General features: G+C 47.3%; 22 protein-coding genes. 6 read left to right on the top strand and 16 right to left on the bottom strand.

Going from position 1 to position 24,052, the window contains the following annotated elements; translation table 11 throughout:
- The first annotated feature begins 43 nt into the window (after nucleotides 1-43).
- Nucleotides 44-796, top strand: coding sequence for a YciK family oxidoreductase (locus tag B3850_RS08575; RefSeq protein ID WP_053952878.1), 753 nt, complete (start codon nucleotides 44-46; stop codon nucleotides 794-796).
- Nucleotides 797-869: 73 nt separating this feature from the next.
- A complete protein-coding gene (locus B3850_RS08570) occupies nucleotides 870-1,946 on the top strand; it encodes a WD40/YVTN/BNR-like repeat-containing protein (RefSeq protein WP_286911636.1) in 1,077 nt (358 codons plus the stop codon).
- Here the strand turns inward: B3850_RS08570 and B3850_RS08565 are convergent.
- The 12 genes from B3850_RS08565 to B3850_RS08510 all read right to left on the bottom strand — a co-directional run bounded on the left by B3850_RS08565 (nucleotide 1,897) and on the right by B3850_RS08510 (nucleotide 13,515).
- Nucleotides 1,897-4,008, bottom strand: coding sequence for an aminotransferase class V-fold PLP-dependent enzyme (locus tag B3850_RS08565; protein ID WP_286911635.1), 2,112 nt, complete (start codon nucleotides 4,006-4,008; stop codon nucleotides 1,897-1,899). The two genes, B3850_RS08570 and B3850_RS08565, sit on opposite strands and share 50 nt — an antisense overlap.
- Nucleotides 4,009-4,070: 62 nt before the next feature.
- Nucleotides 4,071-4,283: a (Na+)-NQR maturation NqrM gene (gene nqrM, locus B3850_RS08560; RefSeq protein ID WP_126752755.1), complete on the bottom strand. Its 213-nt coding sequence runs from the start codon at nucleotides 4,281-4,283 to the stop codon at nucleotides 4,071-4,073.
- 8 nt (nucleotides 4,284-4,291) lie between these two features.
- A complete protein-coding gene (locus tag B3850_RS08555; protein ID WP_273270407.1) occupies nucleotides 4,292-5,212 on the bottom strand; it encodes an FAD:protein FMN transferase in 921 nt (306 codons plus the stop codon).
- A gap of 114 nt (nucleotides 5,213-5,326) precedes the next feature.
- Nucleotides 5,327-6,559: an NADH:ubiquinone reductase (Na(+)-transporting) subunit F gene (nqrF, locus tag B3850_RS08550; RefSeq protein ID WP_414654251.1), complete on the bottom strand. Its 1,233-nt coding sequence runs from the start codon at nucleotides 6,557-6,559 to the stop codon at nucleotides 5,327-5,329.
- Nucleotides 6,560-6,599: 40 nt separating this feature from the next.
- Nucleotides 6,600-7,208 (bottom strand): NADH:ubiquinone reductase (Na(+)-transporting) subunit E, encoded by a 609-nt coding sequence (gene nqrE, locus B3850_RS08545; RefSeq protein WP_133539030.1) that lies wholly within the window; start codon nucleotides 7,206-7,208, stop codon nucleotides 6,600-6,602.
- A 5-nt stretch (nucleotides 7,209-7,213) separates the two neighbouring features.
- On the bottom strand, nucleotides 7,214-7,846 hold the full coding sequence (locus tag B3850_RS08540; protein WP_053952883.1) for an NADH:ubiquinone reductase (Na(+)-transporting) subunit D: 633 nt from the start codon (nucleotides 7,844-7,846) through the stop codon (nucleotides 7,214-7,216).
- A complete protein-coding gene (locus tag B3850_RS08535; RefSeq protein ID WP_129496153.1) occupies nucleotides 7,839-8,615 on the bottom strand; it encodes a Na(+)-translocating NADH-quinone reductase subunit C in 777 nt (258 codons plus the stop codon). The genes B3850_RS08540 and B3850_RS08535 overlap by 8 nt, the downstream gene beginning before the upstream one ends.
- A complete protein-coding gene (locus B3850_RS08530; RefSeq protein ID WP_286875478.1) occupies nucleotides 8,608-9,810 on the bottom strand; it encodes an NADH:ubiquinone reductase (Na(+)-transporting) subunit B in 1,203 nt (400 codons plus the stop codon). The genes B3850_RS08535 and B3850_RS08530 overlap by 8 nt, the downstream gene beginning before the upstream one ends.
- 2 nt (nucleotides 9,811-9,812) lie before the next feature.
- Nucleotides 9,813-11,153: a Na(+)-translocating NADH-quinone reductase subunit A gene (locus B3850_RS08525; RefSeq protein WP_053952886.1), complete on the bottom strand. Its 1,341-nt coding sequence runs from the start codon at nucleotides 11,151-11,153 to the stop codon at nucleotides 9,813-9,815.
- A gap of 174 nt (nucleotides 11,154-11,327) precedes the next feature.
- Nucleotides 11,328-12,506: an enoyl-ACP reductase FabV gene (fabV, locus tag B3850_RS08520; protein ID WP_053952887.1), complete on the bottom strand. Its 1,179-nt coding sequence runs from the start codon at nucleotides 12,504-12,506 to the stop codon at nucleotides 11,328-11,330.
- An 85-nt stretch (nucleotides 12,507-12,591) separates the two neighbouring features.
- Complete coding sequence (locus B3850_RS08515) at nucleotides 12,592-12,915, bottom strand: BolA family protein (RefSeq protein ID WP_053952888.1); 324 nt, start codon at nucleotides 12,913-12,915, stop codon at nucleotides 12,592-12,594.
- A 132-nt stretch (nucleotides 12,916-13,047) separates the two neighbouring features.
- The gene (locus tag B3850_RS08510) at nucleotides 13,048-13,515 is read right to left on the bottom strand and encodes a hypothetical protein (protein ID WP_053952889.1); all 468 of its coding nucleotides are present in this window, start codon (nucleotides 13,513-13,515) and stop codon (nucleotides 13,048-13,050) included.
- Between the two features lie 119 nt (nucleotides 13,516-13,634).
- On the opposite strand from B3850_RS08510, the gene B3850_RS08505 reads away from it, so the two are divergent.
- Nucleotides 13,635-14,933 (top strand): capsule assembly Wzi family protein, encoded by a 1,299-nt coding sequence (locus B3850_RS08505; RefSeq protein ID WP_286875483.1) that lies wholly within the window; start codon nucleotides 13,635-13,637, stop codon nucleotides 14,931-14,933.
- Here the strand turns inward: B3850_RS08505 and B3850_RS08500 are convergent.
- Genes B3850_RS08500 through B3850_RS08485 form a run of 4 tightly spaced genes read right to left on the bottom strand, consistent with a single transcriptional unit; the run spans nucleotide 14,930 to nucleotide 20,138 of the window.
- On the bottom strand, nucleotides 14,930-15,469 hold the full coding sequence (locus tag B3850_RS08500) for a PqiC family protein (RefSeq protein WP_053952891.1): 540 nt from the start codon (nucleotides 15,467-15,469) through the stop codon (nucleotides 14,930-14,932). The two genes, B3850_RS08505 and B3850_RS08500, sit on opposite strands and share 4 nt — an antisense overlap.
- The gene (pqiB, locus tag B3850_RS08495) at nucleotides 15,459-17,102 is read right to left on the bottom strand and encodes an intermembrane transport protein PqiB (protein ID WP_058579465.1); all 1,644 of its coding nucleotides are present in this window, start codon (nucleotides 17,100-17,102) and stop codon (nucleotides 15,459-15,461) included. The genes B3850_RS08500 and pqiB overlap by 11 nt, the downstream gene beginning before the upstream one ends.
- Nucleotides 17,099-18,352, bottom strand: a complete 1,254-nt coding sequence (locus B3850_RS08490) for a paraquat-inducible protein A (protein WP_286875488.1) — start codon at nucleotides 18,350-18,352, stop codon at nucleotides 17,099-17,101. Before B3850_RS08490 ends, pqiB begins: the two co-directional genes overlap by 4 nt.
- A complete protein-coding gene (locus tag B3850_RS08485; RefSeq protein ID WP_286875490.1) occupies nucleotides 18,318-20,138 on the bottom strand; it encodes a cation:proton antiporter in 1,821 nt (606 codons plus the stop codon). The genes B3850_RS08490 and B3850_RS08485 overlap by 35 nt, the downstream gene beginning before the upstream one ends.
- Nucleotides 20,139-20,309: 171 nt before the next feature.
- Between B3850_RS08485 and B3850_RS08480 the strand changes: the two genes are divergently transcribed.
- From B3850_RS08480 to B3850_RS08470, 3 genes are read left to right on the top strand one after another with little or no spacing between them, the layout of a single operon-like run.
- Nucleotides 20,310-21,335 (top strand): Fe(3+) ABC transporter substrate-binding protein, encoded by a 1,026-nt coding sequence (locus tag B3850_RS08480; RefSeq protein WP_286911634.1) that lies wholly within the window; start codon nucleotides 20,310-20,312, stop codon nucleotides 21,333-21,335.
- Nucleotides 21,336-21,356: 21 nt separating this feature from the next.
- A complete protein-coding gene (locus tag B3850_RS08475; RefSeq protein ID WP_286875494.1) occupies nucleotides 21,357-22,985 on the top strand; it encodes an ABC transporter permease in 1,629 nt (542 codons plus the stop codon).
- Nucleotides 22,986-24,044 (top strand): ABC transporter ATP-binding protein, encoded by a 1,059-nt coding sequence (locus tag B3850_RS08470; protein ID WP_286875496.1) that lies wholly within the window; start codon nucleotides 22,986-22,988, stop codon nucleotides 24,042-24,044. It begins immediately after the preceding gene.
- The last annotated feature ends 8 nt before the right edge of the window (nucleotides 24,045-24,052 follow it).

Below are 24,052 nucleotides of genomic sequence, written 5' to 3'. Positions count from 1 at the left end.
GCCTACTCACCCGACCACAGTCCAATGGTATTAAAAAACAGTTATGAAAATTAAAACCGTACACGAATACAAAGCCGCCCCGGACCTTCTAAAAGACAAAGTTATTTTAGTCACAGGCGCAGGCGACGGCATTGGTAAAGAGGCGTCAATAACCTTCGCTAAACACGGCGCTACTGTCATATTGCTCGGTCGCACTGTTGAAAAACTGGAGGCTGTTTATGACTCGATTGTCGAAGCAGGATACCCTCAGCCGGCTATTATCCCATTAGACTTAAAAGGCGCCACACCGTCTCATTACCGAGACATGGCTGCTACTATTCAAGAACAGTTTGGTCAGCTCGACGGTGTACTGCATAACGCAGGCTTGCTTGGCATTTTATCGCCGTTTACTCACATTGAAAAAGACAGCTGGGATGACATTATGCAGGTCAATGTGACGGGTCAGTTTGCAATGACTCAGGCGCTGATACCGGTTATGGAGAAGGCACCGAATGCATCTCTGGTGTTTACCTCTTCAGGTGTTGGACGCAAAGGTAGAGCTTATTGGGGCGCATACTCTATCAGCAAGTTTGCGACTGAAGGCATGGCTGAGGTTATAGCCGACGAATACGAGGGAACAAAACTGCGTACGAATGTCATTAATCCAGGTGCAACACGAACCAGCATGCGGTCAAAAGCTTACCCTGCTGAGGACCCTAAGAGCCTGAAAACACCCACCGAAATTATGCCAACGTACCTTTATTTAATGGGTGATGACAGCAAACACGACAATGGCATTTGCTTTGACGCACAGTAAGTCGCTTTGCTGTAGCTCTGGGTTCATCGAGCGTGCTACACTCGCTAGCAACTGTTAATAACGGGTTATAACAATGGCGATGACGAAGCTAGTACGAAACGCATGCTGCGCCGCGGCATTATTGAGCGGAGCTTCAACTTTTGGCTCCGCAGCCGCACCGCCAGAGCTGGAAATACTCGATACAATTAAAGAGCAACACTGGATTGGCATAAGCCCGGTCAGCCGCAACACCATTTGGGTCGCCGGTGAAAACGGAACCGTTGCTCGCTCAACCGACGCCGGAAAAAGCTGGCAGTACTTCCAGCCCGGCCCGGACGATCTTCAATTTCGGGACATTGAGGCTATTGATGACCGCCGGGCTTATGCAATGAGTGTCGGTGACGGCGGTCAGTCAAGAATCTACTACACCGAAAATGGCGGCAATAGCTGGCGTTTACGCTATCGTGGTGAAGGTGACTCATTTTTCAATTGCATGGCATTAGCACCTAGCGGTGAAGCTTGGGTGTATGGTGACAGTGTTGGTGACGAGTGGCGCATGGTCAGAAGCGCCGACGGCCGCAATTGGATGCAGGTTCGCTCCGCTGTTGCTGAGCCGCCGCAATCGAACGAAGGTGGCTTTGCTTCTAGTGGTAGCTGCGCACGTTTTAACAATGACACCTGGATGATAGCAACCGGTAATGCCGACAAAGCGCGCGTATTAGTTAAAGGCTCTTTCGGTATTCGCTTTAAGGTTATCGATGCACCTATGCAGGCAGGTCCTATGGCAGGTATCACCAGCGTTTGGCCTGACGATGAAGACAACTTTTATATTGCCGGCGGCTCACTGAGTGAAGAAAGCGACGAACAAGAGGCTCCACGCTTGTGGCACTATTCCAACGAAGAGTTCAAGGCGTTACCCGAGCCTCCTCTTAGCGGTGCGCTATACAGCCTCAGTAAAGTCTCACACGAAGGAGACTGGCTGCTAACCTCTAACACGCAAGGCGCCACAGCATTAAACGTTGGTTCCGGCCAGTGGTATCCATTATCTGATAAAAACATTTGGAATGTGCAGTGCCACGGCGATATTAGTTGTTGGTTCGTCGGCAAAGACGGTTTTATCGCTAGACTGCTTTGGCAGCCGGCGAGCTCAAAAGAGCAAGCCCTCCCATAAGGTGACGCGTTCGTTTGAATCCATGGCGCTGTAAAACATTAGCAACTACAGCGCTGCGGTTTCCCGAACGGCAGACACAGATAATGTCCCGGTCTTTTAACTCTTGGTGGTCATGAATGAACTGTATGGCTTCTGTGACAGGGACATTAATGACCTCTGCCGAGCACGGGATATCCGATACCACATGTTCCTGACGCTCTCTTACATCTATCACCACCAGGTCATCCCGACACCAAAACTCATCCGTTTCACCTATTGGTATGTTGACGTCGGCACCAGGGTCACAATCCCCCATCGTTTCACATAACGAGTAAACAAGGTGATGTTCGGGATCGTCTTTCGGGCAAACGAGCGCATTGACAGAGACTAAACTCTGATAGCTATTAAGCGGTGCACTTCCTGAAAAAACGAAATCAGTTTTCACCTCGCTTTTTAAACGAGCAGGCTCACTCAGAACAAAAACGGGTTGCTCACCAGCTAACCGAAACAGACGCCTTTCACCTACCTTAATGCAACCATCAATATCGGCCTGAGCTTCAACCGGAACGGCATCGCAATTGCGTTCATTGAAACCAGGCCAACCAAACACATCGTGTGTTTTTGTATCTAGCCTTACAATCCCTCTTAGTAGCTTTGCTGCTTCAGAAATCTCTGAATCTGAATCGGTACTTAAAACCGCTTTTACCTTGTAGCCACGGCAATTAACAATATTCTCTATACGAGCAGACAGCGCGGAGTGTGGGTCAATCACAGCAAGCTCTTTCGCCAGTTTATCGATAACTAAATAGCAACAATGCGTGTCGTACTTCAGTTGAACGACGCCATCTAAAGCCGCATCATTGTCATTATTGGTATCTGCTATCAGTAAACATGAGTGTTTTAGTGCATCCCCTGCTTGCCGAATACGGTAACAAGCTTCATCAATATCTTGTTGCGACGTAGCAGGACCAAACGACATTCGAATCGCGGATTCACTTTGCCAACCATCGAGCCCCATCGCTCTTAGCACAAAGCTGCCGACCACTTTAGAGCTGCAGGCTGAACCGCCGCTGACACGAATTCCGCACGCGTCAAAAACATCCATAATGTCTCTTGAAGCAACGCCGCGCACAGAAAAGTTCAGTGTTGTCGGTACACTCAGTTCAAAATCGTGGTTAAACACAAGTGTTGGAAATGCCGTTTGTAAGCTTTCCGCAAGCTGCCGACGGTACTCTCGCAACCTCTTATCAGACTGCAGTACTTCATTTTCAGTAATTAGTAACTCAAACAACGCATTCAACGCCGCAATTCCAGGTAAATTTTCCGTACCAGAACGTTGGCCAGACTCTTGCCCACCGCCAATAAGTAACGGCGTGAATGGCGCCTGCTCACGAACCGCCATAAAGCCTATCCCTTTGGGACCATATAGTTTATGTCCACTAAAAGGCGCGTAATCTATAGTTGTTTCATCAAGCGTCAGAGGCAATTTACCGAGCGCCTGAACGCAATCCACCATCCAGGGGATAGACGCATTATTGGCTCTTATTGCCTCTTCCAGGGCTTTAATATCCTGTTTAACGCCCGTTTCATTATTTACCGCCATTGTGCATATCATTGCGGCATCACTGACATGTCGCGCTATAAAATCAAGATCTAAACGCCCCTCACGGTCGACCGGAATCGCTTTCAATTCAGCGTGCAGACCAAGCAGTTCATTCCAGTGTTCTAACGCTTGCGGAACAGCTTTATGCTCTGTCGCCCCATATAAAAGGTATTTAGAGCCAGGCCGAGTTTTCATCGCATGAGAGATAGCAGAAACAACCGCGGTTTGAATACCTTCGGTGGCACCACTCGTAAATATGAGTCGCCCGCGCTCTAAACCAACCACTTTGCGCGCAAGTTGTCTGGTAGTATCTAAAATATAGCGAGCTTTAAGGCCGGTGATATGGCTACTGGATGGGTTTCCAAATACAGTTTCCATAGTGTGAGAAACTGCTTTCGCGATTTGAGGGAGAACCGGTGTTGTTGCATTACAATCGAGATATAACTCGTTACCGTTAGTCTGAATGTCTATCGGCTTCATTTCTCCCCCATCCGCTTGTAAAACCAAAAGTTATATCGTTATAACCTGTATGGGCTTTTTTTTCAATTAATCTGGTTTTCTTTCCACTGCTGTTCTTTTTTCATACGTGCTTTGCGCTTATCGCAAGGGTCATCGCAATCGCAAGCTTTGTCCATGCCCAGTGAGCTAATACCACCACAGCTACCTGAAATTGACTTTCTCTGTACCATATAACCAATGGCCATTGCCAAAACGACTAAGACAAATAAGGCAAATACCATTAAAAAGGTTTGCATGACTACTCCTATTTATTGCTCACTAATAAAGGTTTAAACCACTGACTGGTATACTCTTCAAAACCTTCATCAGTTTTATAAATCAGCATAACAGCAAGCTGATTTGCATCTGCAAACGCCTTTGCTTTCTCGGTGCCCATCACCAATAAAGCCGTTGCATAAGCGTCTGCTGACATTGCATCATCCGCAAAGACTGACACAGATACCAAGTTGTGCTGTATTGGTTCTGCCGTTGCTGGATCAATAATATGTGAATATCGACGACCATTCTCTTCAAAATAGTTTCGATAGTCACCTGAAGTCGCTAAGGCGCCTTCTTTAAATTCGACAATTTCCTGAACAGCTCGTTCCGTAGAAACCGGTTTTTCAACAGCTAATTTCCACTTTTCATCGGCTGGCTTCCCGCCTTTCGCTAAAATTTCACCACCGATTTCGATAAGGTACTGGTTAATACCCAGCTGGTCCATTAAGTTTCCAACTTTATCTACACCATAGCCTTTGGCAATAGTCGATAAGTCCACATACATTTCGGGGTGCGCTTTTATCAGCTGATGGTTACTGACACTCAGCTTTTCATACCCAACTCGTTTAGAAATCGCTGACAGCTCTTCTGCTGTTGGCTGCTGTTCAGGCTTGGCGTTTGGTCCAAAACCCCATAGGTTCACTAGAGGACCAACGGTTATATCTAAAGCACCATCGGTTTCACGAGCAATAGTTAAAGCCCGGCTAACCACTCTTTCCAGGTCACGACTAATAACCACCGGCTCGGAGCTCTCAAGCTGGTTAAACTGCGACAGCTCAGAGTTTGGATCGTAAGTCGACATTTGCGCGTTTACGCGCTCTAACACGGTATCGACTTTCGTTTGAATTTTGTCCGCCGAATGGCGCGGATCTTTACTAAATAGAACAACACTGTAGGTTGTTCCCATAGTCCCTCCGCTAAACTCGATACGCTCAGGTGCATCGGAGCAAGAGACTAAAAAGGCTAGCCCTAAAAGAGCTAGCCATAGTTTTACAATCGATAATTTCGACAGCATCACCAATTAACCACCAAAGTCATCTAACATGATGTTTTCGTCTTCGACCCCAAGGTCTTTCAACATATTGATGCAAGCTGCGTTCATGACTGGAGGTCCACACATATAGAACTCACAATCTTCAGGCGCTTCATGGTCCTTCAGGTAACGTTCAAATAACACGTTATGAATAAACCCTGTGTCGCCATCCCAGTTATCTTCTGGTTGCGGGTCTGACAAGGCAACATGCCATTCGAAGTTGTCATTCTCTTCTTGCAGCATGTCGAAGTCTTCAACATAGAACATTTCACGCAGTGAACGAGCGCCATACCAGAACGTAATTTTACGATCTGTATTTAAGCGACGTAACTGGTCAAAAATGTGCGAGCGCATTGGCGCCATACCTGCACCACCACCAATGAAGACCATTTCTGCATCTGTCTCTTTAGCGAAGAACTCACCAAATGGACCAGAAATAGTAACTTCATCACCTGGCTTAAGGCTGAAGATATACGAAGACATTTTACCTGCTGGCAAGCTCAAGTCGTTCGGTGGCGGTGTCGCACAACGAACGTTCAGCATAATGATGCCTTTTTCTTCAGGATAGTTTGCCATTGAGTATGCGCGAACAACTTCTTCATCAACTTTAGACTCAACATCTAAGAATCCAAAGCGTTCCCAGTCACCGCGATATTCTGGTGCAATATCGAAGTCTTTGTACTTAACGTGATGCGGTGGGGCTTCAATCTGAATGTAACCACCGGCACGGAATGGTACTTCTTCACCTTCCGGCAACTGTACAACAAACTCTTTGATGAAGGTTGCTACGTTGTCGTTCGACTTAACAGTACAATCCCACTTTTTGATACCAAAGATTTCTTCCGGCAGTTCAATTTTCATGTCCTGCTTGACGTTAACCTGACATGACAAGCGAACACCTTCGCGTGCTTCGCGTTTAGTAATGTGATCAAGCTCGGTTGGCAGAATATCCCCGCCACCTTCTTTAATGGTGACACGGCACTGTCCACATGAACCACCGCCACCACAAGCAGAAGATACGAAGATACCCGCGTTTGCCAATGCGCCCAATAACTTGGTGCCCGGCTGGGTCACAATCTTCTTCTCTTCGTCTTCGTTAATCAGGATTTCTACATCGCCCTGCGGTACTAACTTTGATTTAGCGAACATAATTATCGCCACCAAAATCAGTACGATGATGGTAAACATCCCTACACCGAGCGCTATCAGAGTAATATCCATCGATTCGTACCTTTAACGTTTACTGATTCAACACACTGGATTAAAGAGATACGCCGGAGAACGACATAAAGCCTAAACCAATCAAACCTACTGACATGAAAGTTGCGCCTAATCCACGCAAACCATCAGGTACATCGGCGTATTTTAGTTTTTCACGTACAGCTGCAAGAGCTACGATAGCTAAACACCAGCCAACGCCACTACCAATACCGTAAACCACTGACTCACCAAAGTTGTAGTCACGTTCAACCATGAACGAAACACCACCGAAGATGGCACAGTTAACGGTAATTAGCGGTAGGAAAATACCCAACGCGTTATAAAGTGCAGGCACGTATTTGTCCAAAGTCATTTCCAGAATTTGAACCAGTGCCGCAATAACACCGATAAAGGTTAAGAAACGCAGGAAGCTTAGATCAGCATCAGGGAAACCCGCCCAATCTAATGCGCCTGGCGCCAGTATGTTGTGATAAACCAAGTTATTAACCGGCACCGAAATACCCAGTACGACGATAACCGCAACACCCAGACCAAAGGCCGTTTTAACTTTCTTAGAAACCGCAAGAAACGTACACATTCCTAAGAAGAAAGACAGTGCCAGGTTTTCGATAAAAATCGCTCGAATAAACAAGTTAATATACTGTTCCATGGCCCTTACTCCTTAGGTTCGACTTGTTCTGTACGGAAAGTACGAAGTACCCAAATGAATCCGCCAATAATGAAGAACGCACTTGGTGGCATTAGCAACAAACCGACTGGTTCGTACCAACCGCCTTCTGATGCTAGTGGCAGAATTTGTACATCGAACAAGCTACCTGAGCCGAACAGCTCTCGTATGAAACCAACCACCAACAGCACAACCGAGTAACCTAGACCATTACCGATACCATCCAGTAACGACATGAATGGAGTGCTCTTCATCGCATACGCTTCAGCACGCCCCATGACGATACAGTTGGTGATAATAAGACCCACGAATACCGACAGCTCACGAGAAATTTCATAAGCATAAGCTCTCAACACTTGGTCAACCACAATAACCAAGCTCGCAATGATGGTCATTTGTACGATAATCCGCACACTCGAAGGAATGTGATTACGGATAATCGAGATAAAGAAGTTAGATGCAGCAACAACCGCAGTTAGTGCGATACACATAACCAAGGTGTTGCTCATTTTTGACGTCACCGCCAATGCAGAGCAAATACCCAGTATTTGCAACGCAATGGGGTTATTCGCGAAGATTGGCCCGAACAATACGGACTTCATTTCTTTTGCACTAGCCATTTGTCAGCTCCCCTTTGCGAAGTTTATCAAGCAATGGGCCGTAAGCTTTGTCGCTCATCCAAAAATCGATAAGTGCATCTACGCCATTGCTGGTTAAAGTAGCGCCAGAAAGCGCATCAACTTCGTGCTCACCTGAAGCACCACCTTTAACCAAATCAAACTTCACTTTTCCATCGTCACCGTAAAGCTCTTTGCCTTCCCAGGTTTTAACCCAGCTAGGATTAGTGATTTCGCCACCTAAGCCCGGTGTCTCTGAGTGTTCATAGAAGTGAACGCCACGTACGGTGCTCATATCATCTTCTAAAGAGATTAAGCCGTACATAGTGCCCCATAACCCCTGGCCACGGATATGCAGTACCGCACCGTTGCGCTCACCTGCTTCGTTCATAACCAAATAAACTTCGGTCATGTTTTCCATGGTGCCCAAACCAGCGATATCTTCACTTTTATCAAGCTTTGTGCTGGTTTCAGGGTCGTTAGCAGCCTTGCGGTTATCAAACTCTTTTGGGTCTTTATCTTGCATGACTTGATAGTCTTTAAGACTGACAACCAATGCGTTAATACGCTCGTCATACACCGCAGGAATATCCATCCCTGACTCCAAAATACCCGCTGCATTTAGAATGTTACGTTGCATTGCCAGCGCCGCATTCTTCTCTTGCATTGGTTTTAGTGCCACGGCTGATCCTGCTACTAAAATAGAGCACACCAAACACAGCGCCAGCACGACACCTATCGTTTTGCCTAAGCTTTCGTTCTTATTAGACATTGCGTGCTAACCTCCGTTTAATGTTTGCCTGTGCTACAAAGTAGTCAAACAGCGGTGCAAAAACGTTCGCGAACAAGATAGCCAGCATAATACCTTCCGGGAATGCCGGGTTAATGACACGAATCATCACCGTCATGAAGCCAATTAACAGACCGTATGCGAACTTACCTTTGTTCGTAAATGACGCTGACACCGGGTCAGTTGCCATAAACATCATTGCAAAGGCAAAGCCACCTAATACTAAGTGCCAGTACCAAGGCATTGCGAACATTGGATTTGAGTCGCTACCAATAAGGTTAAGCAAGCCTGAGAACAGCACCATTCCCACAAAGACACCGGAAACAATACGCCATGATGCAATGCGGAAGTAAATTAATGCCAGACCACCGATAAGAATCATCAGTGTTGAGACTTCACCGACTGAGCCCTGAATGTTACCTAAGAAGGCATTCCACCAGAGTTCAGTATCAGCGTAGTTCAGGTTGCCAAGCGCAGCCGCACCTAAGTTGGTTGCACCTGAGAAACTGTCTACCGCTGTCCAGATAGAGTCACCTGACATACTTGCTGGATACGCAAAGTATAAGAATGCGCGACCGGTTAATGCTGGGTTCAGGAAGTTACGGCCTGTACCACCAAAGATTTCCTTACCAATAACGACACCAAAGGTGATACCCAGAGCAACCTGCCAAAGCGGTGTTGTTGCTGGCAAAATCAGTGAGAACAGAACCGAAGTAACGAAGAAGCCTTCATTAACTTCGTGCTTGCGAACGGTCGCAAACAGAACTTCCCAGAAACCGCCGACAATAAAGGTTACCGCATAAATGGGTAGATACCAGCAGGCGCCATACCACATTTTAGTAAGCCAGCCAGCGTCGGCTCCAAGATCACCACCGAGTAACTGGAATAAGCCCACTTGCCATGCGTCTGATAACGCATAACCGTCAGCTAATGCTATAGCTGCCTGGTTACCGACGTTATACATTCCCCAAAACATTGCCGGGAATGTCATCATCCACACCAAAATCATGATGCGCTTCAGGTCGATGCGATCACGCACGTGCGTACTCGACTTAGTCACAGTACCCGGCGTGTATAAAACTGTGGCTACCGCTTCGTAAAGCGCATACCACTTCTCGTATTTACCGCCTTTCTCAAACTGCGGTTCAATACGTTCAAGAGTATCTTTCAAGCTCATGGTTAGCCTTCTTTCTCAATCTTAGTGAGACAATCACGCAACACCGGTCCATACTCGTATTTACCGGGGCAAACATAGGTGCACAGTGCCAGATCTTCTTCATCTAACTCTAAGCAGCCCAGTTGTTGACCTTCGTCTGTATCGCCAGACAGTAAGTCGCGCAGTAATAAGGTTGGCAAAATATCCAAAGGCATGACGCGTTCATAGTTACCAATAGGCACCATTGAACGTGACGAACCATTTGTCGAGGTTGTCATGCTGAATAATTTCTTCGGATTAAAATGCCCCGCATAAGCTCGGGTAACTGAGTGCAAGTCTGAGCCCGGGCGCAGCCAACCAAGAAACTCTTTGTGATCGCCTTCTGGAATCACGCTTACTTGGTTATGGAAACGACCTAACCACGCATGAGCATCATCGGCTGTGTGTCCGTGTAAGACAGAACCAGAAATAATACGCTGGTTGTCACCCGCTAACTCGCCGTCTGTCAACTGGTGCAAGTTAGCCCCCATGCGAGTACGCAATAAGCGAGGCTCTTTAACGCCTTCACCGCCTAAAGCCACCATGCGGTCAGTAAAGATTTCACCGGTCGTGAACAACTTGCCGTAAGCAATAACGTCCTGATAGCCAATGTGCCAAACCGGACGCTGCAAGCTAGCAGGCTGCAGGAAGTGAATGTGAGTACCGACTAACCCTGCCGGGTGCGGCCCCTGGAAAGACTCCAAAGTGACCTCTGCATCACCAGTATCAACTTCAGCGTCGCCCGCTTTAGCGACAAACAGTTTACCTTCAGTCAGGTTCGATAATACTTTCAAACCATCGATAAAGGCTTGCTTGTTTTCACTAATGAAAGCCGTTGGGTCGCCAGCTAATGGATTTGTATCCATCGCATTGACGAAAATAGCGGTTGCTTCTGCATCCAGAGCAGGAGCTTTACTGTAAGGACGAGTGCGAAGTGCCGGCCATTGGCCTGACTCAACCAATATTTCCTGCACTTTTTCACGACCTAGCGAGGTCAGTTTATCGCTATCGAACTTATCGAAGGTGACTTGCTCTTCACCATCCAGCTCAATAACTACCGCTTGTAAAACACGACGCTCACCACGCAGAATGTCTTTAACAACACCAGCTCCGGGAGCTGTGTATTTGACACCAGGGTTTTTCTTATCCTCGAAAATCAATTGACCTTTTTTAACGCGGTCATCGACTTTCACGTGCATGGTTGGGCGCATACCCACGTATTCTTCACCTAAGGTAGCAACCGTTGTTACGGCCTTACCGTCGGATAACTTTTGCTGGGGCGCCCCTTTAATAGGGATGTCCAGCCCTTTTTTGATCGTAATCATATGCGTTTGCACTACTCGTTAAGGGAAGATTCATCACAACCAGTCATAAAAGACTGAAACCTGAAAAATCAAAAAGTTACCGGCATAACTTTCCCCGGCTAGGGGTATTTTTGCCGGTAACTCGAAACGTTTTCCACACTTATCGTCGGAATTTTAGCATTTTTCCTACAACGCTTACCAGTTTACTTTTGGATTTACATCAGCATCGTAGTCGACGTTGTCAAAACCAAAGCCAAACAGTTTCAAAAAGTCGTTGTGGTAACCTTCATAGTCCGCTAAATCGTGGAAATTCTCTTGGGTGACTTTGTCCCAAAGCGCTTCAACTTTAGCTTGTGTTTTATCATTGGTTTCATAGCCGTCCATGTGCAGGCGCCCTGCATCGTCAAGCTCTGGGGTTTCAGCATAAAGCCCTTCAGTAAACAGGCGATAAATTTGCTCAATACAACCTTCGTGCGTTCCTTCCTCTTTCATTACGCCGTAAATCAGCGAAATATAAAGCGGCATCACAGGAATAGCGGAGCTGGCTTGTGTTACCAAGGCTTTTAGTGAAGACACATAAGCTTTCAGATTAACATCTTTATAAGTGTCATCTAGCGCAGATGAGGCTCTGTCGAGATCTTCTTTTGCCCGACCAATGGTTGCATGACCATAAATAGGCCAGGTCAGTTTCTTACCGATATACGTATAAGCCGTTGTCTGACAGTCATTCGCCAGAAGGTCGGCATCGTGCAGCGCTTTAATCCAACGCTCCCAATCTTCACCGCCCATGACTTTAACCGTGTTTGCAATGTCGTCATCAGTCGCAGGGTCAAGTGTCACTTCGTGCACCTGATCTTTATCGGTATTGTAGGTCTTCGTCGTGTATTGCTTACCAATTGGCTTAAGCACAGAGCTATAAAGCTCGCCGCTTTCAGGGTCTTTGCGCTTAGGTGACGCTAAGCTATAAACAACAAGGTCAATTTTGCCCATGTTATTTTTGATGTAGTCGATACTTTCCTGTTTTATTTCATCAGAAAATGCATCGCCATTTATTGAGTGGAATTTAAGACCTTCGCTTTCCGCTTCCTGGTGAAACGCAGCGGTATTGTACCAGCCTGCAGTGGCTGTTTTCTTTTCTGTTGGCTCTTTCTCAAAGCAAACGCCCAGTGTATGCGCTTGTCCACCAAAGGCGGCGGTAATACGTGAAGCTAAGCCGTAACCGGTAGAGCATCCAATAACAAGAACGTTTTTCGGTGCATTTTCGATAGGAGGTTGCTGCTTGACGTAACTTATTTGACGTTTAACGTTTTCGGCGCAACCGACCGGATGTGCGTTTGTACAAATAAACCCTCTGATTTTAGGCTTAATAACCATGTCGATATGTTCCCTTTTTCCGGATTATTTCCCCCATTGTAACCAATGAAAGCGCAGGAACACATCAGACATGCTTAATTTTTCTTTAATGCGCCGCGACTTTCGAGCCGCCCATACAATTCGGTGAACGTGGTGCTGTTCCGGAAACCTGTTCCCACTCGCCTTCAGTGTAGGTATGTAGCGCCAGCGCATGAATATCATTCATTAGCTCATCGGCTAAAATTTTATTGACTGCCCGATGCCGGTTAATCAGTCTCTCACCACTAAATTTAGGCGTTACCAAAACAACTTTAAAGTGCGACTCGGCATTAGGTCCGCCTGAGTGCATATGGCTCTCATCCTGCACTTCAAGGTGCACCGGCGCGAATGCGTCGCGAAGTTTATTTTCAATTTTTAAGCTTACTGACATGACGTTATCTCCTGCACTCAATGCCATAGTATTTAGTCTAGTAGACTCCTGTTCATTCGCAGGAGTTTTTTCTATTCATTACCCTAACTCTACGAAAAATCGGCAAATAAAGTTTGCTGCTTTGTTCTTTGTTCAGTACGAATCATCCACCGCAACGTGACACACTTGTTCCGATGACGACAGAAACGCCACCAGGGGAAACACAGCGTCTTCCAGTTCGCCTTTTGATACGTTTGCAGGCATAGCCACATGGTAACGCTGAGCGCTGATATTCCCTTCTTTTTGCCACAGCAACCTTTGTTGGTCAGAAAGCAGTTCTGCAAGCTTCTCAAGCCCCTCATCACGATAAGGCGGAAACGCAGTAGGTTCACCGGAACCACGCCAACCTCTTAACTCACTCTCAGACGCGAGAAGGTCCTCGTTGACCCTGTCACGACAGAAACTCAATTCAATAACAGAACGGCTTAGTTGCCACTCGCTGTTTGGCAGCAACTGCTGGTCCAGCGACATAATTTCACTCTCTTTTAAGGTGTTTGTTGTTTGCTGCTCACAACCAACTAGCGCTAACAAGGCAACTAATGCGAATACCCAGTTTTTCATTCTTCAGCCCTCTCTTATTTGCGAGCGTATTATAACGTATTCACACCAACAAACCGTTGTCTTCGTGTTAAAAAGTCTGGCACTATATAATGCAATTCTAATAACGAAATTATCTGTGAATGCGCTTCATTAAACACACATATTTAGCGGCAGCCTTGTGCGTCGCCGCTGCGTCACCCTCTTACGCTTCTGTCTGGATTGAAGCGAGCGATGTCGAGTTACGTAATAGCCTTATTGTTCTTGCCGAGTCAGGTTTAATAGAAACACCTATTCAGCAGTACCCGGTAGCCTGGAAAAGCATTTTACCTCAACTCGATGCTCTAGACCCAAGTGAACTCTCAAATACTCAAAAGTTAGCGCTTCAGCACGTTCGACACAGTTTGTCACAAGCGCAAAGTGGTCCTAAAACACGTTGGTATATCGCGGCGACCGACTCTGAAAATGCGGTTTTAGACTACGGCGACGACATCTACGAAGAAGGCAAAATAAGCCTAAGCCGAACCATGCATGGTGAGCGCTGGGCAGCGCGTGTACAAGTAAATTATCGACAGGATCCTTTCGAAGGTGACCATAAAAAGACATTAGACGGTAGCTATCTTGCCTACAACCTGAATGACTGGAGTTTTAGTGTCGATGCATTACCACTACGTTGGGGGCCGGCCGAGCACAGTAGCCTGCTATTTTCTAATAATGCACGACCTATTCCAAAAGTTCGCGTTGACTATGCGCCTGACTATCCTCCAGCAGGCATGGCTCCGTTCAAAATCAGTTTATTTAGCGGTTACCAGGACGACGGCTACAGCCAACATTATCAAGTTCACGGCATTCGCTTTTCCAGCCAGTTTCTAAGTAAGCTTTGGTTCGGCATTAGCGCCATAGAACAGCGAGAAGATACTATCAGTAACCGAATGCTGACTGCCGACGCCAGAACCGGCTTTAACTGGGGCAAACACCAATTTTCCGCTTATGCTGAAATTGGTATCGACAAGCAACTAGAAAGTGATGATAAGCCGGCTTACACCCTTGGTGGCCAGTGGATGATGGGCTCTGACAGCGTCCGTCATAGCGTTACGGTTGAATACAGTCAGTTAGACGGCGGCAATGAGCATGACTTTTATTCGACGAACAACGCAGGAAGGCAGTACTTTTTAAGTCACCAGCGGAACCCAGGCTCACCTTTTCCCAAAGGGACTCAAACTGCGTCCTTTAGTTATCGTCAGTTTTCAAATGATGGTTCCGCCTGGACCGTGTTAGTCAGTCGCAGCAATAACGACGGAGCCGACAGCACATCGCGCGCTTTAATTCGTCGTACACAGCCAGTTTGGGACAGTTTAGTCAGGTTATCGGTTCAATACCTTGACTCACCTGTGATTGATCAAGACGTTGGCGTTCAACTCAGCTGGGAGTGGCGGTTTTAATCGCCACTCATCGAGTTAACAGACAAGCTAATAGTGTCCATACTGTGCAACCAGGCTTCATCTAACGCATTGACTAAAGCAGCGTAACCGTCGGCTTTTAATGGCACTTTTTCAGTAAATGCACCACTGACTGTATTGGCGCTGTTCTCCATCTCGTATTGCCAATGACCGGCAATGACCGCATGCGAATTATAACTCCCATAAAAATCTTCAATGGTGACAGTTAAGAGTCCAGTGCAGTCATCGTTCAGCATTAGCCGCTGAATGCTGCGTTGTAACTGGTTCGACAAAGGCGTGCTCCAGCGGTGCTGTTTTGCCGTATGCCAACGCGTTTCATCCTGCTGAATTTGTATTCCCATTTTAGACGCCGCTTCACCTACGACAATGCTTCGCTGCGATGCGGGACAAATGGCGTCAACCGACTGGCTTAAATGCGGTAAACGATACTGCGTAATATTGTAACTTTGGCTAGAACAGCCCGCTAAAAACAATGCCGCTAAGCTTACCGAGCCGGCTAATACGTTTTTAATTTTCATAGGCTTTTGGCTCCGGGTCTGGTGTCACTGATGGGCTAAAAATCAGTGAGTTAGGTTGCTGCTGAAGCTGCTCAATAACTGGCTGTAAATCTCTTGAGAGCTTTTCAACTTCATTTAAGGTCTGGTTTAACTGCCGGCGCGTCGGCGAATCATCACTTAAGCTACCGGTTAATTCTTGCAGCTGTTGTAAGTTTTGCTTCAGTAATTTTGGAAGCTGGTTTATCTCTGGTTGCTCAAGCACTTGCGCCAGCGATTTTGATATGCCATTTAACGTGTTAGCCGTATCATCAACCGACTGCATCGCTTGAGAGAAGTCCGACAAACTATTCTCTAGCGGCAGTTTATTAAACTTATCCATCAGCTGCGTTAGCTTTTCCTCCAGGCGTGTGAAATCACTAGCCATCGCCGGCATAACCGGGTAGCCGGCGAACTTCTGGTCACCCTCAACCGGCTCTGCATCAGAGTAGAAACTGACATCGACAAACAGTGTATTTGTCAGCAAGTTTGACGCCCGTATATTAGCTCGCAGCCCCTGCTCAAAAAGCTCCGGTAAACGTTTTCCCCAACTATTAATGTTGGTGTCAGCCACTAACCCCCGTAATCGCTCGGGTTCAAAACGAATTAGAATAGGAATGCGTTTTAGAGGTGCCTCGTCGTCCTCATCCGGGAACCAGCGCAACGGAACCTCTCTAACCGTGCCGACACGCACACCTTTAAACTGCACAGGAGCTCCTTTCTCAAGTCCTGCTATGGACTCGTCAAGCAACACCACATAGTCAATGCCATGAATAAAGCCTTGTTGCTTAGCTTCTTCTAAACTATTAAATAGCTCAAAGCTTGTTGACTGTTGCAGCGTATCGCCCCGCGGCTGGCCTTCCGGCACTCCAAAAGTAATAGCAGCACCGAGCAAAGAGTCTATTGAGCCAAGGGCAAGATCAATGCCCTGAGAGTTCCACTGAACCGATACGCCACGTTGTAACCAGAAACGCGTATTTTCTGTCAGTAATTCATCATAAGGGGCTTTCACAAAAACTTGATAGCGGCTCTCACGCTTATCCACCAAAAACTCCGTTTGCTCAACTTGGCCAACCGTGAAGCCCTGGTACTGAACGGAGTCTCCGACAGACACCTGACTTTGACCGTCACTTACTAGCGTGAGTCGCTTGCCGGGCGTTTCCTGAGGTGTCACCGGCGGATTTTCGAGCGCCGTGAAATGCGATTGAAAATCGCCACCATCACCCGGCTGTAATTGAATATAAGCACCTGACAGCAAGGTACCCAGGCCGCTCACGCCACGACGCCCAATTCTGGGTTTCACAACCCATACTTCAGTGTCGCTATTCAGCATGCGATCAGTGTCCTCATTCATTGACACTTCAATCACCGCTTCTTTAAAGTCGTCAGACAAGCGTACTCCTGTGACCTGCCCAACATCGACATTACGCACTTTTATCCGTGTTTTTCCCGGCTCTATACCCTCTGCATCTGACACCGATATGGTAATTGTCGGGCCAGCGCCACTTGTGTCCTGCCAAACCATCCAGCCCGCAACAAGAAATGCGACGATAGGCACTATCCATACCGGCGACAGTACTTTTAAACGGCTGACTTTCGCGACATCGGGTTCTGTCATTTCTCTGCCTCACGCCAAAATAAACGAGTATCAAAGCTCATTGCCGCTAACATGGTCAATACTACAGCAGCGCCAAAGGCGATAGCTGCAGCGCCCGGGTAAACCGACATTACGGTACCGCTTCTTACTAACGCAACCAAAATAGCCACAACAAAAATATCTATCATCGACCAACGGCCAATCCAGTCAGTAACTTTATACAGAACCAACCTATGATTGACTGCTTGCGGCGTTTGCCAACGTGCCAACGCCATCAATCCCAACAAAGCGAGTATCTTAGCAACAGGAATAACTAAACTGGCAATAAATACAATAGCAGCAATAGGTGCATCGCCGGACTGCCATAGCTCGATAACGCCCCCAATAATGGTCGATGGCTGGGCGGCACCAAAACGTACTGTTTCCATTATCGGTAACCAATGAGCAGGAATCAGTAAAAGCGTAGCTGCGACAATTAATGCCAACGTTGCCTGTGGAGAGCGCCACCAGTGTCGGTCAATATCGTCCCCGCAACACGGACAATCTGACACGCCAAAAGACACTAATCGGTGACACACTTCACACACCTTATAACCTTGTTCGTGTGCGGTGATTCCAGCTTTTGCATTGTTGAGCGTTTTTGTTTGCTTCCCAACGACCGACCATAAGTTCATCGTATTCACTAAGTAATAGGTCACCAATAAAAACGCAACAAACCCGCAAAACAGCCAAAAGCCCAACTTTAATTGAACATTAGCAAGCCCAGAAATTTTTATCAGCGAAATTAGCGTCCCCAACAAAAACACATCGACCATAAGCCAGGGTTTAACGTGCGAACTTAATCGCAAGAAATAACGCGCCAAGGCTGACGCTCTTGCTTTTATGGCGACAAACACAGCGATAAGACTGAACAAATACAGTAAGGGATACAAAATAACGGTAAGCAAAACAATGACAGCCAATAACTTTTCATGAAAGTACGATAGTTGCCAGGCGGCATCCAGAAGCGTCATTGACTGAGTCAGTCCAGAGCTATCGTATTGAATAAAGTCTAGAGTTAACGCAAAAATAAGTAAGACAACAGCGGTAACAGAATAAGCCAGTAACTTGTCTGCCCGGTACTCTGATTTGCCAAGCAGCCTGTAGCCACACCTTGGGCACTCAGCTTTCTGACCTATTTCAACAGCCCCGATGCGGCTAATTAAGTCGCATCGGGGGCAGCCTAAAATATCAGGCTCAGTTGGCGTTAGGTTTCTCACTTTCTGACTCATCGCTTTCCGTCGAAATCATCGCTATAACCGTCCAGCCTGGTTGCGGTATTAACTCACGCTCAGTCGTGAATATATGCAACTTCTCTGCTTCATCAATTGCAAACATTGGTAGCGCTCGTGTGCCGTATTTTTGCTGGTAATCCGCAAAGCTGAAGCTGTCAGTAATAGGTGTCGACTTAATTTTAGCCCCCTGAAAGTGAAGGCTCGCTAACTTCGAGTAAGTCACACTTTCACCGAATAAGTTCAGGGTCTTACGGTAGCTTTCCGTCAGCTGGTGACTTGCCCGATAGTCCTGCTCACCGCCATTTAGACCATGCACTTTTCTGGAACCAAACCAGTCCTGATAATACATCGAAACTAGCGGGTTTAACTGTTTATAGGGCGACATCACCAGCAAGCGGCCAAGGCCTGTTAAATCGATATTATTGGACGCATGCTCAGAGGCTGGGTTCCCGAAATATACCGGCAGGTTATCCATACGCGCCAGCTTAATATTTTCCCAGTTGGTATCAGCAAGGCGCACATTCACGCCACTTTCCTGCAAGGCTTTACCCACGGCCCGCGCCATTTGGTTAGCCCCGAAGATCAAAAAGCCTTTTGCCGCCGGCTCCAGAAGCCCTAACATTCTCGCAAGCGGTTTAGCCGTTAAACTCTGCAGAACCACCGTTGTCATAATAACCACAAAAACCAACGGTACGATGGCCGCAGCCTCTTCCCAACCGGACTCTTCCATTTTTAATGCGAATAACGCTGAAACAGCCGCTGCAACAATACCCCGAGGGGCAATCCAGGACAGTAAGACTTTATCTTTAAACCTAAGCTCTGTGCCTATAGCAGACAGCCAAACCGCTAACGGACGCACGGCGAACAAGATAATTGCGATAAGAATGACCGCAGGCATACCCAGAGCATCGAATTCAGCAAAGTCGAGACGAGCAGCCAGAATAATAAAGAGCGCAGAAATAAGGAGTACACTCAGTGTTTCTTTGAACTCCAGTATTTCTTCCATATTCAGGTTGCGCGTGTTCGCCATGACCATACCCATAACCGTCACAGTCAGCAGACCCGATTCGAGCTGAATGGCATTGGATAGCGCAAACACACCAAGCACAACGGTTAATGTTGCCACGTTTTGTAAGTAATGCGGAAACCAGCCACGACCTAAAGCCAGCCCAAGTAAACGCGCGGCCCCCCAACCTAAAGCAAAGCCAATAGCTACCGTTGTGGCAAACGCTTGCAGTGCATGTAAAAACGCAACGTCCTGACTGGCAATAATGAATTCATAAACCAGAACTGCGAGCAATGCGCCCAACGGGTCAATAATAATGCCTTCCCAGCGGAGAATGTTCGCAAGCTTATTAATAGGGCGAATGGAACGTATCATTGGTTGAATAACAGTAGGCCCTGTCACCACAACCAACGCCCCAAACAACGCGGATATTTCCCAGCCGTACCCCATTATAAAGTGGGTAAGAACGGCAATAACCAAAAAGGTCACTAACATGCCAACGCTGACCAGGTTGGTCACCATTCGGCCGTGCCCTCTTATTTCCTCAAACTTTAGCGTTAGACTGCCTTCAAACAGAATGACAGCAACGGCTAAGGACACAAAAGGAAACAACAAATCATCGAATAACGCATCGGGGTTCAGTAACCCCAACGTTGGCCCAAGCACCAAACCGCAGATAAGCAGCGGCAATATAGCTGGCAGCTTTATACGCCACGCCAACCACTGGCAGCTAATAGACAGCACACCAATTAACGCTAGCAATGATAATTCCGACATAAATTCTCCGCATGTAGGCAGTCGCTTGTAGAATAGCAGAAGCTAAGTTATTGACTACCCACAAATTGAAAATTTGGATGACATTTTCAAATGAGAATGGCTATCATTATTCATTTACTCTGATATAATCGAGCGAAATTCATCGAACGTTCGTATAGAGGTCAAAAAGATATGCGCAAGTTAAATCGCTTATTAACGGTTATCGCTGCGACTTCTGCGACACTGGTGTCATTCACTAGCGCCGCTGCTGAAGTCAATATTTACTCAGCACGTAAAGAAGCCCTAATCAAACCTGTTTTAGAGCAATTCACGGAGAAAACAGGTATTGAAGTCAACCTTTTAACAGGTAAAGCCGATGCGTTATTGGCTCGTTTAGGCTCAGAAGGCGAAAACACCCCCGCTGACTTATTCTTAACCGTTGATGCTGGTGCGCTGTATCGTGCGGTTGAAGCCGATGCATTTCAGGCGCTTAACTCAGACGTTGTCAAATCTGCGGTGCCCGAACACTTCCGCTCAAAAGACAACCTTTGGTTTGGCCTAAGCTTACGCGCTCGCCCTATTTTTTACTCACCAGATCGAGTTGACCCAGAACAACTTGAGTCTTATCTGAGTCTGGCCGACGAGCAGTGGAACGAACGTATCTGTATTCGTTCATCAAATAACCTGTATAACCAGTCGCTTGTTGCCGCACTGCTTGATCACCATGGCGCAGAAAAAACCGAAGCCTGGGCTGAGGACTTTGTTTCAAACTTTGCTCGTAAACCGGTAGGCGGCGACAGAGACCAAATTAAAGGTGTTGCGTACGGCGTTTGTGACGTAGCTATTGCAAACACTTACTACTTTGGCCACATGCTGAACTCAGACGACGCGGACGAGCGTGAAGCTGCGCAAAAAGTGAAAATATTCTGGCCGGCTCAAGATGCTCAGGGCACTCACGTTAATGTGTCTGGTATCGGTATTACCAAGCACGCCAAAAATATTGACGAAGCTCAAAAACTTATCGAGTTTTTAGTCTCTGAGGAATCTCAGAAGTGGTATGCTCAAGCCAATTACGAATACCCCGTACGAGACGGTGTTGAGTGGAGTGAAACACTTCAACAGTGGGGTGAGTTCAAACAGGACGACATTTCAATGGACGTTCTGGGTGAAAACAACGGTGAAGCCGTACGTTTAATGAACCGTGCCGGCTGGCGTTAATTTAAACATGGAGTGTACTGCATGAGCCGTGGCACGCTGTTACTTTTTGCCGTGGCGGTATTAATAGGGCTGCCACTTATTGTGGTGGCCCTATCCTTATTAAACCCGCAATGGGATATCCTTGCCCACCTTTGGCAAACGGTTATTCCTGAGTACATTAGCCACTCTCTTATTTTATTGGTTTGCGTTGGTCTGGGCGTAACCGTGCTGGGAGTGAGTACCGCTTGGTGCATCAGTCAGTACGACTTTCCCGGTTGGCGATATTTAAGCTGGGGCTTGCTGTTGCCGCTGGCCATGCCCGCGTACATAACCGCCTACACCTACACTGGCTTGCTTGACTACGCTGGACCTGTGCAGCAACTCATTCGCGATCTATTCAACGTATCTATTGGCGATTACTGGTTCCCGAATATTCGTAGTTTAGGCGGTGCCGTATTTGTTTTGTGTGTCGTTTTATACCCTTATGTTTATTTAATTACCCGTGCCGCCTTTATGCAGCAATCAACGGCGGCTTTTGAAAGCGCGCGGACACTAGGTGCCGGCTCGTTTAAGAGCTTCTGGCGAGTGGCCATGCCTCTGGCACGCCCTGCCATCGCAACCGGTGTTACTTTGGCATTAATGGAAACACTGGCTGACTACGGCACGATGGAATACTTCGGCGTCACCGTTTTCACTACTGGCATTTTCAGAACCTGGTATGGCATTGGCGATGCCCAGGGTGCATTGCAGTTATCTGCCCTGCTACTGATATTCGTCATTGTATTAATCATGGTTGAGCGCTATTCGCGCCGCAGAGCCCGCTTTTACCAACAGCGCTCGTCAAACCGCACACCACAACGACGTCCACTAAAAGGCTGGCGGGCAGGACTGGCTTCCTTTACCTGTTGGTTACCTGTTGCTTTAGGCTTTCTCATTCCTGCCTCGCAACTGCTTTGGTGGTCGGTAGAAAAATCAGATGTCTGGCTCGAGTCTTCATTTTGGGTGTTAACCGCCAACACGCTTTGGTTAGGTCTATTAGCCGCATGCATTACCGTTTTACTGGCGTTGTGGTTGGCCTACGGTCGCCGTCGCCACCCAACTCGCCCTTTACGCGCCGCTATTACGCTGGCAGGAATGGGCTACGCTATTCCGGGGATTGTTATTGCGGTTGGTCTGCTGTCGCCGCTGGCATGGTTCGATCATCAACTTATCGCAGCCAGTAAGTGGCTATTTGGTATGAACCCCGGGCTGATTTTCTCAGGAACCGTCATTGCTCTGCTATTCGCCTATAGCGTTCGTTTTCTGTCGGTATCACTACAAACGGTAAGCTCAGGGCTTGAGCAGATTACCCCGCAAATGGATGACAGTGCCAGAACTTTGGGGGCCAGCGGTCGCCGTATTTTATGGAAGGTTCATTTACCACTGTTAAAAAGCCCACTACTGGCTGCGTTAATCTTAGTCCTGGTCGATGTTATGAAAGAGCTGCCGGCAACGTTAGTGCTACGACCTTTTGATTTCAATACACTGGCCGTTCGCGCATTTGAAATGGCTTCTGACGAGCGCTTAGCCGATGCTGGTCCGCCGGCACTGATGATAGTTGCGGTTGGGCTTATTCCGGTTATGATGCTGTCCCGGGCGCTGCGTAATAAATCCATTAAAACAGGAGATTAAATGAGTACTTTACTGAATCTCGAATCGGTCAGTATCGAGCTTTCTGGCAACCGTATTGTTGATCAGCTCAGTTTATCTCTTGCGCCCGGCGACATTGGCTGCCTACTAGGTCCTAGTGGTTGTGGGAAAACCACGTTGCTGCGTGCCATTGCCGGTTTTAATCCAGTATCGTCTGGTAAAATCTCATTGCACAATAAGGTTATTTCCAGCAATTCGACGCAACTAGCGACAGAAAAGCGGAATATCGGCATGATGTTTCAGGACTTTTCACTGTTTCCCCACTTAACTGTTGAGCAAAACATTCGCTTTGGTATTGAAGACTGGAGTCAGTCAGAGCAAGAGCAACGCGTTAAAGAGCTGCTCCTGCGTATCGACCTAAACGGCTATCAGAAACGGTACCCTCATGAACTTTCAGGTGGACAGCAACAACGTATCGCTTTGGCCAGAGCATTAGCACCACGGCCTCAATTAATGCTTCTGGACGAACCATTTTCCAGCCTGGACGCCGAGTTACGTGAAATTCTGGCGCACGACGTTCGTCACTTATTAAAAGAAGAGAATATAACGGCGCTGCTGGTCACACACGACCAACAGGAAGCCTTTGCTATGGCTGACAAAGCCGGCGTTATGTACTCAGGTCAACTCTTGCAGTGGGAGACACCGTACGAGTTATATCACGAGCCCACACACGAGCTGGTTGCTGACTTTATTGGCCGCGGTGTTTTGCTGCAAGGTGAAGTGAAAGAGCACAAATTGCACAGCGCCTTTGGTGTTATCGAGCACGACGACATTAAAAACCACCCGAATATGCAAGTGAACTTCCTGGTTCGCCCGGACGACATTGTCCTGAATAAAAACAGTGCTATGAAAGCTATTGTCGTTGGTAAAGGCTTTCGCGGTTCCCACTATCTCTATACACTCGAGTTATCCGATACCAGCCGTGTGCTTGCCGTAGGTCCTTCACACCAGCCTCTCAACGATGGCGCAACCGTAGGAATAAACGTAGACTTTGACCATTTAGTGGTTTTTGACGCATCATTGTGTGAGTTACCCGACTAAAACGAGGC

The organism is Idiomarina sp. UBA4520 (assembly GCF_002388365.1).
Classification (GTDB): domain Bacteria; phylum Pseudomonadota; class Gammaproteobacteria; order Enterobacterales; family Alteromonadaceae; genus Idiomarina; species Idiomarina zobellii.
The sequence above is the reverse complement of the archived record's forward strand: the minus strand, read 5'-3'. Positions and strand labels throughout refer to the sequence as shown.

What these genes read in the sequence shown, in the direction of transcription:
- B3850_RS08565 (WP_286911635.1), bottom strand. Translation starts at nt 4,008, where the DNA reads ATGAAGCCGATAGACATTCAGACTAACGGTAACGAGTTATATCTCGAT.
- B3850_RS08480 (WP_286911634.1), top strand. Translation starts at nt 20,310, where the DNA reads ATGCGCAAGTTAAATCGCTTATTAACGGTTATCGCTGCGACTTCTGCG.
- B3850_RS08490 (WP_286875488.1), bottom strand. Translation starts at nt 18,352, where the DNA reads ATGAGTCAGAAAGTGAGAAACCTAACGCCAACTGAGCCTGATATTTTA.
- B3850_RS08510 (WP_053952889.1), bottom strand. Translation starts at nt 13,515, where the DNA reads ATGAAAAACTGGGTATTCGCATTAGTTGCCTTGTTAGCGCTAGTTGGT.
- B3850_RS08470 (WP_286875496.1), top strand. Translation starts at nt 22,986, where the DNA reads ATGAGTACTTTACTGAATCTCGAATCGGTCAGTATCGAGCTTTCTGGC.
- B3850_RS08475 (WP_286875494.1), top strand. Translation starts at nt 21,357, where the DNA reads ATGAGCCGTGGCACGCTGTTACTTTTTGCCGTGGCGGTATTAATAGGG.
- B3850_RS08500 (WP_053952891.1), bottom strand. Translation starts at nt 15,469, where the DNA reads ATGAAAATTAAAAACGTATTAGCCGGCTCGGTAAGCTTAGCGGCATTG.
- B3850_RS08515 (WP_053952888.1), bottom strand. Translation starts at nt 12,915, where the DNA reads ATGTCAGTAAGCTTAAAAATTGAAAATAAACTTCGCGACGCATTCGCG.
- nqrE (WP_133539030.1), bottom strand. Translation starts at nt 7,208, where the DNA reads ATGGAACAGTATATTAACTTGTTTATTCGAGCGATTTTTATCGAAAAC.
- B3850_RS08530 (WP_286875478.1), bottom strand. Translation starts at nt 9,810, where the DNA reads ATGAGCTTGAAAGATACTCTTGAACGTATTGAACCGCAGTTTGAGAAA.
- B3850_RS08570 (WP_286911636.1), top strand. Translation starts at nt 870, where the DNA reads ATGGCGATGACGAAGCTAGTACGAAACGCATGCTGCGCCGCGGCATTA.
- B3850_RS08505 (WP_286875483.1), top strand. Translation starts at nt 13,635, where the DNA reads ATGCGCTTCATTAAACACACATATTTAGCGGCAGCCTTGTGCGTCGCC.
- fabV (WP_053952887.1), bottom strand. Translation starts at nt 12,506, where the DNA reads ATGGTTATTAAGCCTAAAATCAGAGGGTTTATTTGTACAAACGCACAT.
- B3850_RS08485 (WP_286875490.1), bottom strand. Translation starts at nt 20,138, where the DNA reads ATGTCGGAATTATCATTGCTAGCGTTAATTGGTGTGCTGTCTATTAGC.
- B3850_RS08525 (WP_053952886.1), bottom strand. Translation starts at nt 11,153, where the DNA reads ATGATTACGATCAAAAAAGGGCTGGACATCCCTATTAAAGGGGCGCCC.
- B3850_RS08540 (WP_053952883.1), bottom strand. Translation starts at nt 7,846, where the DNA reads ATGGCTAGTGCAAAAGAAATGAAGTCCGTATTGTTCGGGCCAATCTTC.
- nqrF (WP_414654251.1), bottom strand. Translation starts at nt 6,559, where the DNA reads ATGGATATTACTCTGATAGCGCTCGGTGTAGGGATGTTTACCATCATC.
- B3850_RS08555 (WP_273270407.1), bottom strand. Translation starts at nt 5,212, where the DNA reads ATGGGAACAACCTACAGTGTTGTTCTATTTAGTAAAGATCCGCGCCAT.
- nqrM (WP_126752755.1), bottom strand. Translation starts at nt 4,283, where the DNA reads ATGCAAACCTTTTTAATGGTATTTGCCTTATTTGTCTTAGTCGTTTTG.
- B3850_RS08575 (WP_053952878.1), top strand. Translation starts at nt 44, where the DNA reads ATGAAAATTAAAACCGTACACGAATACAAAGCCGCCCCGGACCTTCTA.
- B3850_RS08535 (WP_129496153.1), bottom strand. Translation starts at nt 8,615, where the DNA reads ATGTCTAATAAGAACGAAAGCTTAGGCAAAACGATAGGTGTCGTGCTG.
- pqiB (WP_058579465.1), bottom strand. Translation starts at nt 17,102, where the DNA reads ATGACAGAACCCGATGTCGCGAAAGTCAGCCGTTTAAAAGTACTGTCG.